Source organism: Chitinophaga flava, from assembly GCF_003308995.1.
Taxonomy (GTDB): Bacteria; Bacteroidota; Bacteroidia; order Chitinophagales; family Chitinophagaceae; genus Chitinophaga; species Chitinophaga flava.
Window position 1 is genome coordinate 3402523 of sequence record NZ_QFFJ01000002.1, and the last position, 18838, is coordinate 3421360.

An 18838-nucleotide genomic window follows, 5' to 3' on the forward strand; every position below is an offset into this window, starting at 1 on the left:
CAAGATCATAAACAGTATGTATTGGTTTGTCATGCAATCCTATTGCATGGATACGGAAGAATGTTTTGTTATATGAGTTAATTATAAGATCGTTACAGATTGAGGAAAATAATCAGTGTGCAGATGAAAACTGGAAGTTTGTTGGAACACATGTTATGTAGTTGTTGTAGATATTTGGATGATATAGTTTTTATCCCTATCTTCAGCGCATATAGTTGTCCAATTAAGACCATGCATCAAACTCAAAATACCCCGGAACTTAATGGATAATTATATACCAGGAATAGCTCCATTTTGAAAACCTATTCGCCAACTTTAAAAAAAGATCCATTCAAAATCCCTTATTAATAAGATTATTATTTAGTCATCGTAAGTGCGTCTGTTGGGAAGGTCAGATAATTATAACTGTCGACGGATTTGCATCGTGATTGTGTGAAAGCAGATAGTGCCAACAGGAATTTTTCATTGTAATTAAGGAGAATATTAAAACAGGAGGCATTGAAAAAATGTTTCCTACACCAGTTATTGCTTTAGAACGAACGGAAAAACTATGCTGTAGGTTATGGACTGTAACTACAGAAGCGACAGCTTTGTTGTTACTTCCTTGCGAACTTGATTTCCTTTACTTTTTTGAACGGCTGTGCTAGCGTATATACACCTGACGCTACACTCGCTGCTGTTCTCCTCACTCTTTTGCGAGCAGCATAAGCGCTGCTCCGATGTCTCACGAACTACTGTTACTCAGTAAAAGAAAATCTTTTACAGGGAAGCTATTGCCCTACCTGTATCAAATAGTATTAAGTCCAATGATAATGTCTGATATGGAAGACAGAACTATGTTTATTCGGCATGAAATGGATACGATAGTTGATCACCTGTTGTTTCATGCACAAAAAAGCCCGCATAAGACGGCGTTTATTATTTTAGAGGACAGCCAGGAGTTGGAAAAACGGATCTCCTACCAGGAATTGAAGACAAAGGTTGAGGCGCTGGCAGTTTATTTATATGACAAGCAGTTACCCGGTAAACGAGTGTTGCTCGTTTATCAGGGAGTATCTGATTTTATTATTTCCTTCCTGGCTTGTCAGTATGCCGGTGTGATTCCTGTTCCTGTATCCTATATCAGGGGTGGACGGCAGTTTGGTAGACTCATGAATGTTATGAATGATGCCCGGGTATCTGCTATACTCTGTACACATGAAACAGTTGTTTATCTTGAAAAGGAGCTGCATAATTTTTTGCATGTTAATGAGATCATTGTTATCTCTACAGATAATATTACCGGTGTATATAAAGGTAAGGAATCAAAACGTCCGTCGGGTAATGGTATTGCACTCATTCAATATACATCGGGGTCTACTGATCAACCAAAAGGTGTTGTTATTACGCATGAAAACCTGATCAGCAACCAACTGCTTATCAGAAACGTTTTTGGATGCACCAGTCATTCGGTTATCCTTTCCTGGTTGCCTTTCCATCACGATATGGGGCTTATTGGAAACCTGTTACATACCATATATATCGGCTGTACCTGTGTGCTGATGCCGCCTTTCAGTTTTATGCAGACTCCTGGCAAATGGCTGAAGGCCATATCAGGATATAAGGTTACACATAGTGGTGGACCTAATTTTGCCTATGACCTTTGCGTGGAGAAAGTTCCTGAAGAAGAACTGGGCCAGCTGGATCTTTCCTCCTGGAAGACAGCCTATAACGGGTCTGAACCGGTACACTATGATACAATACAACGTTTCAGCGATTACTACAAACGCTGCGGGTTTAACATATCAGCTTTCTATCCCTGCTATGGCCTTGCTGAAGCCACGTTGCTGGTAGCTGGTGTAAAGAAAGCATCTGTACCGGATGTGGTGCATATCAGGAAGGAGCCGGCTGCTGATGGAACGATCAGCATAGCAGAACCGTATTCTATCGGTTCTCAGGCCGTTGTAAGTTGCGGAGCGGTTGCTGAAGGTGTCAGCCTGAAAATAATTTCGGCTGGGAACCAGAAAGAGTGCGGAGAACTGGAGGAAGGAGAGATCTGTATAGCCGGCACTGGTGTTACCAGTGGATACTGGAATAGGAGCAACGATGATGTATTTTATGAACACGGTGATCAGCTGTTTCTGCGGACAGGAGACCTGGGCTTTGTTTACAAGGGCGAACTGTTTGTCCATGGACGATTGAAGGAAATGCTGAATGTTCGTGGTCAGAACATCTATCCTTATGATATTGAACGGATGGTGGCTTCTCTTGATACAGCCATTGAAGAGAATGGAGTGGCTGTGTTTTGCAATGATGCTTCCGATGAGGAAGTAGTGTTGGTCGCGGAGATAAGAAGAACCGCCATAAAAGATCTGGACACTGCCCGTATTATCATGCAGATTGATCAATCAGTAACCGGTTTGTCCGGTATCCTGCTGTCCGATGTAGTACTGGTCAAACCGCTGGGGATTCTCAGAACAACGAGCGGCAAGCTGCAACGTCTCCGGTGCAGGGACAACTATCAGCAGCGCCAGTTGTCCGTGATAGCGTCGAAACGTAGCTTGTCATCAGGAAAGCTGCAGATAGAAAGGGATCCCCGCCTGCTGAAAGAAGTACTTCATGAACGTTCGCCTATAACGGTGTATGCATATCTCACAGATCTCATCAGAACTTATCACGTATTGGCCACCCCGGCGGAGATACAGGAGGGGCTGTCGCTTACAGCGCTTGGCATCGATTCCCTCAGGGCTACAGAACTGGTCAATATTATCAATAACGAATTACACATCAATATAGATGTATCAAGAGTATTCCAGGATAATACTTTGCTGTCGTTGTCGCACACTATAGGACAACTATTATGGTTAAAAAACGAACACATTTCTGGGGAGGAAATTATAATATGAATGCCTTTGAAATTATCGAACTGTTAAGAAAACATAAGGTTGTACCACGCCTTGATGGAGACCAGTTAAAGCTCACAGGCGAAACGGGAAATCTACCGGCAGAGCTGATCGAAGAGGTCAGGAATAATAAGCCCGAGCTGATGGCATTTCTGGCGGAGATACAGGAAGAGCTTTATCATACTGCTATACCCGTGATCGTTGAACAACCGGATTACCCGCTTTCCAACGCACAGAAAAGAGTATGGGTAGCGGCCCAGTACGAAGGAGGGTCTGTGGCATATAACATCACGATAGGTTTCTATCTGAAAGGAAGTATGTCCATACCTCGTCTGGAGCAGGCTTTTCACCATTCGATCAGCAGGCATGAAAGCCTGCGTACAGTGTTCAGAATGGCAGCAGGAGAACCCAGGCAGTTTGTGTTGGATGATATTCCGTTTCAGCTTTCTGTTGAAGATGTCAGCAGCATGACTGATGTAAAAGAACATATACAACAGATGGCCGCCGCTATTGCTGCGACAGCGATGGACATGGAGAACGGCCCTTTGGTGTCTGCCCGTTTATGTATTATCTCTGATACAGAGTATGCATTGATCTTATGCGCCCATCATATTATTTGTGATGGCTGGTCTCTGAATATTTTCATGCAGGAAGTATTGCATTTCTATAAAAATGCGCCGGCTCCGGGAGCAGTTGAAAAGCCGTTGCGGATACAGTATAAGGATTATTCAGCCTGGCTGTCGGAGAAGACCGGCAATGCCGCTGCTGCCGCTTTCTGGAAAAAACAGTTTGAAAAACCGGCGGAACCGCTTGAACTACCTGCAGATGCTGTCAGGACAGCTGTAAAATCTTTTGAGGGCGCAACCTTTAAAATTTATTTTGAGGTTCACTTCTATGAGCAGATAACTGCTTTTTGCAACCAGCATCAGCTGTCAGTCTTTAACTTTTTCAGGGCAGTATTTACGCTGCTGTTGTATAAATTCTCAGGTCAGCGGAATATTACCATCGGAACACCTGTTGCCGGCAGGAATCATGCTGAATTGCAGGACCTGGTAGGGATGTTCGTAAACACCATACCGCTTCGGACAGACGTGAATCCGGATGAAACATTCCTGGACTTAGCCACACGGATTGCCCGCCATACCGCTACAGCCTCCAGGTTTCAGGACTACCCGCTGGATATGATAATAGATAACCTGGACATAAAAAGGGATATTAGCAGGAACCCCCTGTTTGATGTAGTGATGATGTTCCAGCACATCCCGGTGCAACATAGCGGGCTCGATAACTCCGGGGCGCATGTTTTTGAAATGATCCAGCTCGACAGGTACCTGTATGGTACGTCGCCCGTCATACGCCGGAATGCCTCCAGCAAATTTGACCTGAGCCTGAATTTCAGCAGTGACGTGGACAACAGGAGTTTTCTTGAATGGGAATATGATTCCGGATTATTCAGTCAGGAAACGATTTACCGCTACAACGAGGCTTTACGAAGCATCATCACGCAAGTGATAGCACAGCCAGATAGAACTACCGACAGTATTGATATTATTAATGAAGATGAAAGAAGGAAGATCCTGTCTGTCTTTAATCATACACCATCAGCTTACGCTTCTGGCGCCACCATTATTCGTTTTTTTGAAGAACGTGTAAAACGAATGCCGGAGCAGACAGCGCTTTTATCTGAAGGTAAGCACTTTAGTTACGGTTATCTGAATGAGATGGCCAACCGGCTCGGGGATTACCTGCGAAAGGAGTATCAGCTAAAGGCTGATGACCGTGTAGCCATTAAAACGGGCAGGAGTGAATGGTTGATCATCTCGATACTGGGCGTGCTGAAATCTGGTGCAGCTTATGTACCGGTAGACCCTTCATATCCCGAGGAGCGCGCACGTTACATACTGGAGGACAGCGGATGCCGGACAATACTGGATGAGCAGGAACTGAAAAGATTTGCAGCAATACAGGATCAATACGAACGGGATGACCTGCCTTCAGCCGCTACGCCTGATAATCTGGCCTATGTGATCTATACTTCCGGATCAACCGGAACACCCAAAGGGGTAATGGTAACGCACAGGAATGTTGTAGCCTTTCTGGAGAATTTCGGCAGCAGGTTTGGTTTGCGGGAGAACATGCACCTGGCAGCCACTACTAATTATACGTTTGATATTTCGGTACTTGAACTACTGGGCACGATAATGTCAGGTATTAAAGTACACCTGCTGGCTGATACAGATCCATCGTATGTACTGGGATATATTTCTCAGCACAATATAAATGTATTGCAGGTAACGCCTTCAAGACTAAACCAGCTGCTGGTGAGCGCAGGAGGCGATATGAATGCAATTGCCGGGCTCGATGTATTGCTGGTAGGCGGCGAGTCGCTGGGTGTACATAACTATGAACGATTGAGAACATTGGTGTCTACACGTGTTATACATGTTTACGGCCCCACTGAAACTACGATCTGGAGCACCAGTATTGAATTGAAAGCGGATACTGTATTATCAATAGGTACTCCGCTGCTCAATGAGCAGGTGTTGATCCTGGACACCGGCCTTAACCTGTGCCCTGTGGGTGTGAATGGTGAGATCTGTATAAGCGGGGCAGGTGTGGCCCGGGGATATTTAAACCGTCCGGAGCTTACAGCAGACAAATTTGTCAGCAACGAGTTCTTGCCCGGTCAAACCCTTTACAGAACCGGCGATATAGGTAAGTGGCTTCCGGATGGGAACATCCTGTTTACCGGCAGAAAGGACGACCAGCTGAAGATCAACGGTTACCGTATAGAGCCTGCGGAAATAGAGGCAGTACTGTTAAAGTACAGGAACATTGACACTGCTGTGGTGACAGCCAGTGTTAATGCCGCGGGAGAACAGGAACTGGTGGCATATCTCGTAAGTAAAGACGATATAACAATAACGGATATACGGGAATATTTAAGTGAGCATTTGCCCGCTTATATGGTGCCGGTTCATTATGTGCAGCTACCGGAACTACCGTTGACAACCAGCGGGAAGGTAGACAGGAAACGTTTGCCTTCGCTGGCTGCCGGTAGCTTGTTGTCCGGCGCTGCCTATGTAGCTCCTCGGAACACAACGGAAGAGCAGCTGGTGGAAATCTGGCAGGAAGTGCTGGGACGCGGCAACATCGGCATAAAAGATAATTTCTTTGATGCAGGAGGTCACAGTCTTAAAGCAACACGGCTGGTAAGCCTGGTACACCGGACCTTTGATGTGAAGCTGGAACTGAAAGATGTGTTCACCTATGTAACGCCTGAAACCCAGGCAGGCTTCATCCGGCATTCGCGTAAAGATGTATTTACCTCAATACCGTTAGCACCGGAGGCAGCCGATTACCCGTTGTCGTCTTCCCAGCGCCGGTTGTGGGTATTAAGCCTGTTTGAAGAAAGTAATGTGGCGTATAATATGCCTGGTGTATATCTCTTTGAAGGGGGCCTTGATCGTGATGCCCTGTCTGCGGCCTTTGCTGAATTGATCTCCCGTCATGAGATACTGCGCACTGTTTTCCGGGAGAATACGGCCGGAGAGATACGGCAGCATATCCTTCCTTCTTCTACCTTCAGGATAGATTACCTTAATCTCCGTGAAGCGGCAGACCAGAAAGAACAGCTGTCAGAGCTGATCCGGACGGCATTTGCAACGCCCTTTGATCTGAGCGAAGGCCCGCTATTACGGGCAGGGTTATACGAAATATCATCCGGTCAGTGGGTATTCGTTTATGTGATGCACCACATCATCAGCGATGGCTGGTCCATGGAAGTATTGATCCGTGAGCTGCTGGAGCTGTATCTCTCATCTGTTGAAGGTATTCCACAAAGTTTACCCTCACTCCGCATACAGTACAAAGACTATGCGGTGTGGCAGCAAAGTATACTTACAGGTGTAGAGCCGGATACCCATAAAGCCTACTGGCTGTCGGAGTTTTCAGGAGAGCTGCCGGTGTTGTCACTATTAACGGATAAACCTCGTCCTGCTATCAGGACCTATAATGGTGGGGTTATACATCGGGAGCTGGATATGCAGGTGTATGAAGGATTGAAGTCACTGACAGGCGACCATGGCAGTACGCTTTTTATGGGGCTGCTGGCTGGAGTGAACGTATTGCTGCACCGCTACACCCAACAGGAAGACATTATCATCGGCAGCCCGCTGGCGGCCAGAGAACATATTGACCTTTCAGACCAGATCGGTTTTTATGCCAATACCCTAGCCATTAGAAGCCGCTTTTCCGGAAAAGACAACTATGTGCATATACTGGAAGGGGTAAAGGAAAAAACGATCGGTGCCTATACGCACCAGGCTTACCCATTTGATGAACTGGTAACGTCGTTGTCGTTGCAGCGCGATATGAGCCGTCATCCGCTGTTTGATATAGAAGTGATCCTGCAGCAGGCCGTATCGGTTAACCGTTCCGGAGGGGATCAGGCAGGTGAACTGAAGGTAAGCCCTTATAGCGGTGTGTTGCCGCAACAAAGCCGGTTTGATATAGTGTTCAATTTCACGGAGGATGTTTCAGGGCTGAAGTTGAGCATAGACTATAACATTGATCTTTACGAAGCCTCTACGATAGCACGCTTGGCTGCTCATACCGAGCAGATGCTGTCGGCGATTATAACATCGCCATATGCAGCGATCTCCGGGCTGGATTACCTGGAAGCAGCAGAGCGTCAGCAGCTGTTGCATACATTTAATGCCGCGAATGATCCGTTTCCATCGGCAGATACACTGGTAAGCTTATTCCGCCGCCAGGTGCTTCTTACTCCGGCAGCAGTGGCTGTAGTGTATGGAGATAAACATCTAACCTACCAGGAGCTGGATGAGAAGTCAGGGTTGCTGGCCTCCTATATAAGAACGTATAATCATTTTGCGCAAGGCTCCCTGGTGGGTGTATTGCAGGACCGCTCAGAGCTGTTGCTGATCTCCATCCTGGGCATATTGAAAGCAGGAGGAGTATATGTGCCGATAGATCCTTCATATCCTTCTTCCCGCAAATCCTTTATACTGTCTGATACAGGGGCGCGTCTGCTGCTGACGCAGACATCCTACCTGTTTGATGTTGATTATTATGAAGGAGATTTGTTTGCGATGGACGTTCAGCTGGATGGCCTGCAGAATGTGCTATCAGCGGATGTACCAATCATGGGTTCAGATCTGGCATATGTGATCTATACGTCCGGGTCCACAGGTATACCGAAGGGAGTAATGATAGATCATGGCGCCATTTCAAATACGATCAGGGCCCAACAGGAGGCGTTCGGGACGCTGCCCGGGGAGCGTCATCTACAGTTCGCTTCATCGTCATTTGATGCGTCTGTGTCAGAGATTTTTGTTTCGTTATGTTCCGGAGGCGAGTTGCACATCATTGATGATGCAATGAAGCAGTCTCCAGAGCTGTTATATGGCTACATCTCAACACAAGACATCAGTATAGCGACGTTACCGCCGGCTTATCTGCAACAGGCATTTGCACATGGTTTACCAGCCCTGAATAAGCTGGTGACGGCCGGAGAAGCGGCTGTTGTTTCCCAGGCTTTGTCATTTGGAAAGCAGGGGATTTATTATAACGCCTACGGGCCAACGGAAACAAGCATTTGTGCTACTGTTTTCCGTCTTCCTTCCTCATGGGATGGCCGCAGCGGCATCGTTCCGGTTGGCCGTCCGCTTCCGAATGTCCGGATTTACATACTGGATGAGCACCACCAGCTATGTCCGGTAGGCGTAGCGGGAGAGATCTGTATAGCCGGAGCTGGCGTGGCGCGCGGTTATCTGAACCGTACAGAGCTGACAGCAGAAAGATTCATTCATCTTCCTTATGAAGAAACATCCCGCGTATATCGTAGTGGTGATCTTGGCCGCTGGCTAGCGGATGGTAACGTTGAATACCTGGGCCGGCTGGATGACCAGGTGAAGATCCGGGGTTACCGCATTGAGCCAGGTGAGATAGAGCATGTCTTACAGGACCATGAAGATGTAGCTGCTGCTGTGGTAGCAGCCCAGTCTGATGGATCAGGTGGAAAAGAACTGGTGGCCTATATCGTGAGCGACAGGGATATAACAGTAACAGACATACGTAGTTATTTGAGCCGCCGGCTGCCGGAATATATGCAGCCATCACATTATGTACAGCTGCCGGAATTGCCATTGACGGCCAGCGGGAAGGTAGACAGGAAACGTTTGCCTTCGCTGGCTGCCGGTAGCTTGTTGTCCGGCGCTGCCTATGTAGCTCCTCGGAACACAACGGAAGAGCAGCTGGTGGAAATCTGGCAGGAAGTGCTGGGACGCGGCAACATCGGCATAAAAGATAATTTCTTTGATGCAGGAGGTCACAGTCTTAAAGCAACACGGCTGGTAAGCCTGGTGCACCGGACTTTTGATGTGAAGCTGGAACTAAAAGACGTGTTCACCTATGTGACACCCGAAACCCAGGCGGACTTCATCCAGCATTCGCGTAAAGAGGTATTCTCGTCTATACTATCAGCGCCGGAAGCAGCCGATTACCCATTGTCGTCTTCCCAGCGCCGGTTATGGGTACTGAGCCAGTTTGAAGAAAGTAATGTGGCGTATAATATGCCTGGCGTATATCTCTTTGAAGGGGGGCTTGACCGGGATGCCCTGTCTGCGGCCTTTGCCGGATTGATCTCCCGCCATGAGATACTGCGTACTGTTTTCCGGGAGAATGCGGCCGGAGAGATACGGCAGCATATCCTTCCTTCTTCTGCTTTCCGGATATCCTACCTTGACCTCCGTGATGCATCAGACCAGGAAGAGCAGCTGTCGGAGCTGATCCAGACAATGTTTACAACGCCCTTTAACCTGAGCGATGGTCCGCTATTACGGGCAGGGTTATACGAAATATCATCCGGTCAGTGGGTATTCGTTTATGTGATGCACCATATCATCAGCGATGGCTGGTCCATGGAAGTATTGATCCGTGAGCTGCTGGGATTATATCATTCATCTGTTACCAATGTCCCACTGAATTTACCTTCACTCCGCATACAGTACAAAGACTATGCGGTGTGGCAGCAAGGTATACTTACAGGTACAGAGCCGGATGCCCATAAAGCCTACTGGCTGTCTGAGTTTTCAGGAGAGCTGCCGGTGTTGTCATTGTTGACGGATAAACCCCGTCCTGCTATCAGGACCTATAATGGTGGTGTTGTACATCGGGAGCTGGATATGCAGGTGTATGAAGGATTGAAGTCGTTGACAGGCGACCATGGCAGTACGCTTTTTATGGGGCTGCTAGCCGCAGTGAACGTATTGCTGCACCGCTATACCCAACAGGAAGACATTATCATCGGCAGCCCGCTGGCGGCCAGAGAACATATTGATCTTTCAGACCAGATCGGTTTTTATGCCAATACCCTTGCCATCAGAAGCCGCTTTTCCGGAACAGACAACTATGTGCATATACTGGAAGGGGTGAAGGAAAAAACGATCGGTGCCTATACGCACCAGGCTTACCCATTTGATGAACTGGTAACATCACTGTCGTTACAGCGCGATATGAGCCGTCATCCGCTGTTTGATATAGAAGTGATTCTGCAGCAGGCCGTATCGGTTAACCGTTCCGGAGGGGATCAGGCAGGTGAGCTGAAGGTAAGCCCTTATAACGGAACGTTGCCACAACAAAGCCGGTTTGATATAGTGTTCAATTTCACAGAGGATGTTTCAGGGCTGAAGTTGAGCATAGACTATAACATTGACCTTTACGAAGCCTCTACGATAGCACGCTTGGCAGCTCATACAGAGCAGATGCTGTCGGCGATTGTAACATCGCCATATGCAGCGATCTCCGGGCTGGATTACCTGGAAGCAGCAGAGCGTCAACAGCTGTTGCATACCTTCAATGCCGCGAATGATCCGCTTCCATCGGCAGATACACTGGTAAGCTTATTCCGCCGCCAGGTGCTTCTTACTCCGGCAGCGGTGGCTGTAGTGTATGGGGATAAACATCTAACCTACCAGGAGCTGGATGAAAAGTCAGGGTTGCTGGCGTCCCATATAAAGACATATAATCATTTTGCGCAAGGTTCCCTGGTGGGCGTATTGCAGGACCGCTCAGAGCTATTGCTGATCTCCATCCTGGGCATATTGAAAGCAGGAGGAGTATATGTGCCGATAGATCCTTCATATCCTTCTTCCCGCAAATCCTTTATACTGTCTGATACAGGGGCGCGTCTGCTGCTGACGCAGACATCCTACCTGTTTGATGTTGATTATTATGAAGGAGATTTGTTTGCGATGGACGTTCAGCTGGATGGCCTGCAGAATGTGCTATCAGCGGATGTACCAATCATGGGTTCAGATCTGGCATATGTGATCTATACGTCCGGGTCCACAGGTATACCGAAGGGAGTAATGATAGATCATGGCGCCATTTCAAATACGATCAGGGCCCAACAGGAGGCGTTCGGGACGCTGCCCGGGGAGCGTCATCTACAGTTCGCTTCATCGTCATTTGATGCGTCTGTGTCAGAGATTTTTGTTTCGTTATGTTCCGGAGGCGAGTTGCATATCATCGATGATGCGATGAAGCAGTCACCAGAGCTGTTATATGGCTACATCTCAACACAAGACATCAGTATAGCTACGTTACCGCCGGCTTATCTGCAACAGGCGTTTGCACATGGTTTACCAGCCCTGAATAAGCTGGTGACGGCCGGAGAAGCGGCGGTTGTTTCCCAGGCTTTGTCATTTGGAAAGCAGGGGATTTACTATAACGCCTACGGGCCAACGGAAACAAGTATTTGTGCTACTGTTTTCCGTCTTTTTTCCTCATGGGATGGCCGCAGCGGCATCGTTCCGGTTGGCCGTCCGCTTCCGAATGTCCGGATTTACATATTGGATGAGCGCCACCAGTTATGCCCGGTAGGCGTAGCGGGAGAGATCTGTATAGCCGGAGCTGGCGTAGCGCGCGGTTATCTGAACCGTACAGAGCTGACAGCAGAAAGATTCATTCATCTTCCTTATGAAGAAACATCCCGCGTATATCGCAGTGGTGATCTTGGCCGCTGGCTAGCGGATGGTAACATTGAATACCTGGGCCGGCTGGATGACCAGGTGAAGATCCGGGGTTACCGCATTGAGCCGGGTGAGATAGAACATGTTTTACAGGATCATGAAGATGTAGCTGCTACTGTGGTAGCAGCCCAGGCTGATGGATCAGGTGGGAAAGAACTGGTGGCCTATATCGTGAGCGACAGGGATATAACAGTAACAGACATACGTAGTTATTTGAGCCGCCGGCTGCCGGAATATATGCAGCCATCACATTATGTACAGCTGCCGGAATTGCCATTGACGGCCAGCGGGAAGGTAGACAGGAAACGTTTGCCTTCGCTGGCTGCCGGTAGCTTGTTGTCCGGCGCTGCCTATGTAGCTCCTCGGAACACAACGGAAGAGCAGCTGGTGGAAATCTGGCAGGAAGTGCTGGGACGCGGCAACATCGGCATAAAAGATAACTTCTTTGATGCAGGAGGTCACAGCCTTAAAGCAACACGGCTGGTAAGCCTGGTGCACCGGACTTTTGATGTGAAGCTGGAACTGAAAGACGTGTTCACCTATGTGACACCTGAAACCCAGGCAGACTTCATCCAGCATTCGCGTAAAGAGGTGTTCTCGTCTATACCATCAGCGCCGGAAGCAGCTGATTATCCGCTGTCGTCTTCCCAGCGCCGGTTGTGGGTACTGAGCCAGTTTGAAGAAAGCAACATAGCATACAATATACCAGGGGCCTATCTTTTTGAAGGGGAGCTCGACTGCGATGCCCTGTCTGCAGCCTTTGCAGGATTGATCTCCCGCCATGAGATACTGCGTACTGTTTTTCGGGAGAATGCGGCCGGAGAGATACGGCAGCATATTCTTCCTGCTTCCGCCTTCCGGATACCCTACCTGGACCTCCGTGAAGCGGCAGACCGGGAAGAGCAGCTATCAGGGCTGATTCGAACTGCGTTTGTAACACCCTTTAACCTGAGTGATGGACCGCTCTTACGGGTAGGACTATATGAAATATCATCCGGCCGCTGGGTATTCGTTTATGTGATGCACCACATCATCAGCGATGGCTGGTCCATGGAAGTATTGATCCGTGAGCTGCTGGGACTGTACCACTCATCCGTTACCGGTGTTCAACCAAATTTACCTTCACTCCGCATACAGTACAAAGACTATGCGGTATGGCAGCAAAGCATACTCACAGGTGCGGAGCCGGATGCCCATAAAGCGTACTGGCTGTCAGAATTTTCAGGAGAGCTGCCGGTGTTGTCACTGTTGACGGATAAACCCCGTCCTGCAGTCAAGACCTATAACGGCGGAGTGGTGCATCGGGAGCTGGATATGCGGGTGTATGAAGGATTGAAGTCGCTGACAGGCGACCATGGCAGCACACTTTTTATGGGGCTGCTGGCGACAGTAAACGTATTGCTGCACCGCTATACTCAACAGGAAGATATTATCATCGGCAGCCCGGTGGCGGGAAGAGAGCATGCGGACCTTTCAGACCAGATTGGTTTTTATGTCAACACCCTGGCACTACGGACACGGCTGCACGGAAAAATGGATTTCTTTAGCCTGCTGGACAACGTACGTACGTTGACGTTGGGTGCCTATGCACATCAGGCGTTCCCATTCGATGAGCTGGTGGATGCGTTGCCATTGCCACGGGATATGAGCCGCCATCCATTGTTTGATGTGATGGTGGTATTACAGCAGCATACGCTGTCAACACCGGGAGATACGTCTTTGCTGATCAGTGAATATGCAGAAGATGAGCAACCGATCAGCAAATTTGATCTTCAGTTCACTTTCCTGGAAACGGCAGGCGGATTACGTTTGAGTCTTACTTACAATACAGATCTATATGAGCAGGCTACGGCCGAACGACTGTCGTTGCATCTGGAAAGCTTGCTGGCGGCCGTTTTGGCGCTGCCGGCAACACCAATAGGCCAGATAGATTTTCTGAGCAAGGAAGAAAAAGAATTATTACAATATGGCTTCAATGATACAGCCGCTGTTTATCCTCATGATAAAACCCTGACGGCGCTGTTTGAAGAACAGGCATTCCTGATGCCTGCTGGTGTGGCGGTGATATTTGAGGACCGTACGCTCAGTTACCGTGAGCTGAACGAAGAGGCAAACCGCCTGGGTCATTACCTGCGCGCTGAATATAGTATTGGAGCGGAAGACCTGGTAGTAGTACAGCTTGAGCGCAGCGAGTGGTTGGTAATAGCGTTGTTGGGAGTATTGAAATCCGGTGGTGCGTATGTGCCGTTGGACCCTGCTTATCCACCGGAGCACCGGGATTATATTTTGTCAGACAGCGATAGCCGGGTGGTGCTGGATGAAGCAGAACTCCAACGTTTCCGTTTACGGCGTCATACCTATAGCAGTGGCAACCCTGTGGCGTTGGCAGGTGCTGAGAGCCTGGCCTATGTGATCTATACCTCAGGCTCAACGGGCCGCCCCAAAGGCTGCATGCTGGAACATGGCGGAGTGGTGAACCGTTTGTCGTGGATGTGGGAGCACTATGGCTTTGACAGTAGTGATGTGGTGTTGCAGAAAACTTCTTTTACGTTCGATGTATCTGTGTGGGAGCTGTTCCTGCCGTTATGCTGGGGGGCACAACTGGTGCTGTGCCGCCGGGAAGATGCAGGTGTTCCTGACAGGATCTGTTCCCTGATCAGGGTGCATGGAGTCACCTCCGTTCATTTTGTACCGGGTATGCTGCATGCATTTATCGCATCCCTGTCGTCGGCGCCGGAAGATCTTTCCGGTCTTAAAAGCCTCCGGCGTGTGATTACGAGCGGGGAGGCCTTGTCGTTGGGGACAGTCCGGAGCTGGTACCGTTTGCTGAACGTGCCATTGCATAACCTGTATGGACCTACTGAAGCTTCAATAGATGTCAGCTGGTATGCCACCGCAGCCACTGATATCCGCATTCCGATAGGACGTCCGGTACAGAACATCCGGTTGTATATCACTGCTCCCGATGGTCAGCTGCAACCTATAGGTGCGATAGGCGAGATCTGTATAGCTGGCGTTGGTGTAGCGCGTGGTTACCTGAACCGTGCAGAGCTGACGGCAGAGAAATTCATCCGTCTTCCCTATGAAGAAACCTCCAGTGTATATCGCAGCGGTGATCTTGGCCGTTGGCTGCCGGATGGCAATATTGAATACCTGGGCCGCATGGATGGCCAGGTGAAGATCCGCGGTTACCGCATTGAGCCGGGTGAGATAGAGCATGCTTTGCAAGGTCATAAAGATGTGGCCGCCGCTGCGGTGGTAGCCCTGCCTGATAGCTCAGGGGAGAAGGAGCTGGTAGCCTATATTGTAAGTAGCAGAGATATAACAGTAACGGATATACGTGAATATTTAGGCAGATATTTACCCGCTTATATGGTGCCGGGGCACTTTATACAGCTGCCGGAACTACCGCTGACAGCCAGCGGAAAGGTAGACAGGAAACGTTTGCCTTTGCCCGAAGCCGGCAGCCTGTTGTCGGGTACAGCTTACGTGGCCCCTCGGAACACAACAGAGAAACAGCTGGTGGAAATCTGGCAGGAGGTACTGGGACGCGGCAACATCGGTATAAAAGATAACTTCTTTGATGCAGGAGGCCACAGCCTTAAAGCAACACGGCTGGTAAGCCTGGTGCACCGGACCTTTGATGTGAAGCTGGCTCTGAAAGACGTGTTCACCTACGTGACGCCTGAGACGCAGGCGGACTTCATCCAGCGTTCGCATAAAGAAGTGTTCACCGCGATACCATCAGCGCCGGAAGCAGCCGATTATCCGCTGTCGTCTTCTCAGCGCCGGTTGTGGGTATTGAGCCAGTTCGAAGAAAGTAATGTGGCGTATAATATGCCCGGCATATATCTCTTTGAAGGAGATCTTGACCATGATGCCCTGTCTGCGGCCTTTACTGGATTGATCTCCCGTCATGAGATACTACGCACTGTTTTCCGGGAGAATGCGGCTGGAGAAATACGGCAGCATATCCTTCCTTCTTCCGCCTTCCGGATATCCTACCTTGACCTCCGTGAATCGACACGCCCGGAAGAACAGCTGTCTGAGCTGATCCGGACCGCGTCTGCAACGTCCTTTAACCTGAGCGATGGGCCGCTGTTACGGGCAGGATTATACGAAATATCATCCGGCCAGTGGGTCTTCGTTTATGTGATGCACCATATCATCAGCGATGGCTGGTCCATGGAGGTACTAATCCGTGAGCTGCTGGGATTATATCAGTCATCTGTTACCAATGTCCCACTGAATTTACCGTCACTCCGCATCCAGTACAAAGACTATGCGGTATGGCAGCAAAGCATACTTACGGGCGCAGAACCGGATGCTCATAAAGCGTACTGGCTGTCGGAATTTTCGGGAGAGCTGCCGGTGTTGTCACTATTGACGGATAAACCCCGTCCTGTGATCAAGACCTATAACGGGGGAGTCGTGCACCGGGAGCTTGATAGGCAGGTGTATGAAGGATTGAAGTCGCTGACAGGTGACCATGGCAGCACACTTTTTATGGGGCTGCTGGCGGCAGTGAATGTATTGCTGCACCGTTATACCCAACAGGAAGATATTATCATCGGCAGCCCGGTGGCGGGAAGAGAGCATGCAGACCTTTCAGACCAGATCGGTTTTTATGTAAACACCCTGGCACTACGGACACGGCTGAACGGAACAATGGATTTTCTCAGCCTGCTGGACAGCGTACGTACGTTGACGTTGGGAGCTTATGCCCATCAGGCGTTCCCATTCGATGAGCTGGTGGATGCGCTGCCATTGCCACGGGATATGAGCCGCCATCCATTGTTTGATGTGATGGTGGTATTACAGCAGCATACGCTGTCAACCCCGGGAGACGCGTCCTTGCGGATCCGTGAATATGCGGTAGATGAACAGCTGATCAGCAAATTTGATCTTCAGTTCACTTTCCTGGAAACGGCAGACGGATTACGTTTGAGCCTTACTTACAATACAGATCTATATGAGCAGGCTACGGCCGAACGATTGTCGTCGCATTTGGAAAGTTTGCTGGCGGCTGTTCTTGCGCTACCAACAACTGCAATAGGCCAGATAGATTTTCTGAGCAGGGAAGAAAAAGAATTATTACAATTTGGTTTCAATGATACAGCTGCCGTTTATCCTCATGATAAAACCCTGACGGCACTGTTTGAAGAACAGGCATCCCTTAGGCCAGCTGAGGCGGCGGTGATATTTGAAGACCGTACGCTCAGTTACCATGAGCTGAACGAAGAGGCAAACCGCCTGGGTCATTACCTGCGCGCTGAATATGGTATTGGAGCGGAAGACCTGGTAGTAGTACAGCTTGAGCGCAGCGAGTGGTTGGTGATAGCGTTGTTGGGAGTATTGAAATCCGGTGGTGCGTATGTGCCGCTGGACCCTGCCTATCCGCCGGAGCACCGGGACTATATTTTGTCAGACAGCGGTAGCCGGGTGGTGCTGGATGAAGCAGAACTCCAACGTTTCCGCTTGCAGCGCGACAGCTATGACAGTGCTAACCCTGTAGCGTTGGCAGGTGCCGAGAACCTGGCCTATGTAATCTACACCTCAGGCTCAACGGGCCGCCCCAAAGGCTGCATGCTGGAGCATGGCGGAGTGGTAAACCGTCTATCGTGGATGTGGGAGCACTATGGCTTTGATTGCAGTGATGTAGTGCTGCAGAAAACTTCTTTTACGTTCGATGTGTCTGTATGGGAGTTATTCCTGCCATTGTGCTGGGGTGCACGGTTGGTGATGTGCCGCCGGGAAGATGTGGGTGTTCCTGACAGGATCTGCTCTCTGATCAGGGCGCATGGGGTAACCTCTATTCATTTTGTGCCAGGGATGTTGCATGCGTTTATCGCGTCGCTGCCGGAAGATCTTTCGGGTCTTCAAAGCCTCCGGCGTGTGATCACGAGTGGGGAGGCCTTGTCGTTGGGAACGGTCCGGAGCTGGTACCGTTTGCTGGATGTGCCGTTGCATAACCTCTATGGGCCTACTGAGGCTTCGATAGATGTCAGCTGGTATGCTACTGCAGCCACTGATGTCCGTATTCCGATAGGACGTCCGGTACAGAACATCCGCTTGTATATCACCGCTCCCGATGGTCAGCTGCAACCTATAGGTGCGGTAGGCGAGATCTGTATAGCTGGCGTTGGTGTGGCACGCGGTTATCTGAACCGCGCGGAGCTGACGACAGAGAAATTCATTCATCTTCCTTACGAAGAAAGCTCCCGCGTATATCGCAGCGGCGATCTGGGTCGCTGGCTTCCGGATGGTAATATTGAATACCTGGGCCGTATGGATGGCCAGGTGAAGATCCGCGGTTACCGTATCGAGCTGGGAGAGATAGAACATGTCCTACAGGGACATGAAGATGTAGCCGCCGCGGTGGTTACAGCCCTGCCTGATAGCTCAGGAGGAAAAGAGCTGGTGGCCTATATCGTGAGTGATAAGGATATATCAGTGACGGATATACGCAGTTATCTGGGGCGCCGCCTGCCGGAATACATGGTGCCATCGCTTTATATGCAACTGCCGGAACTACCCTTGACCACCAGCGGAAAGGTGGACAGGAAACGTTTGCCATTGCCGGAAGCCGGAAGCCTGTTGTCCGGCGCGGCCTATGTGGCCCCGCGGAACACAACAGAGGAGCAGCTGGTAGGAATCTGGCAGGAGGTACTTGGGCGCGGCAACATTGGTATAAAGGATAACTTCTTTGAGCTGGGAGGACATAGCATAAAAGCAACAAAGCTGATTACGCAGGTTAAAAGAGAATTTAAGGTAGACCTGAGTCTTAGCCACTTTTTTGGAGAGCCAACTATAGAAACCCTGGCAGAGAAGATACATAATGATAAGTGGTTACAGTCATCTTTCCAGGAACAAAATGATGGTTTTATTGACGTAAAAATCTGA

2 protein-coding genes are annotated in these 18838 nt (G+C 49.4%); both read left to right on the forward strand.

The window, feature by feature from the left end:
- The first annotated feature begins 854 nt into the window (after positions 1-854).
- Positions 855-2885 carry an AMP-binding protein gene (locus DF182_RS29025; RefSeq protein ID WP_161964309.1) on the forward strand — a complete coding sequence of 677 codons (2031 nt, stop codon included), beginning with the start codon at positions 855-857 and terminating at the stop codon, positions 2883-2885.
- Complete coding sequence (locus tag DF182_RS29030) at positions 2840-18838, forward strand: non-ribosomal peptide synthase/polyketide synthase (protein ID WP_113619252.1); 15999 nt, start codon at positions 2840-2842, stop codon at positions 18836-18838. Before DF182_RS29025 ends, DF182_RS29030 begins: the two co-directional genes overlap by 46 nt.

Bases quoted from the DNA above. Each gene is read 5' to 3' on its own strand.
- DF182_RS29025 (WP_161964309.1), top strand. From the start codon at position 855: ATGGATACGATAGTTGATCACCTGTTGTTTCATGCACAAAAAAGCCCG.
- DF182_RS29030 (WP_113619252.1), top strand. From the start codon at position 2,840: ATGGTTAAAAAACGAACACATTTCTGGGGAGGAAATTATAATATGAAT.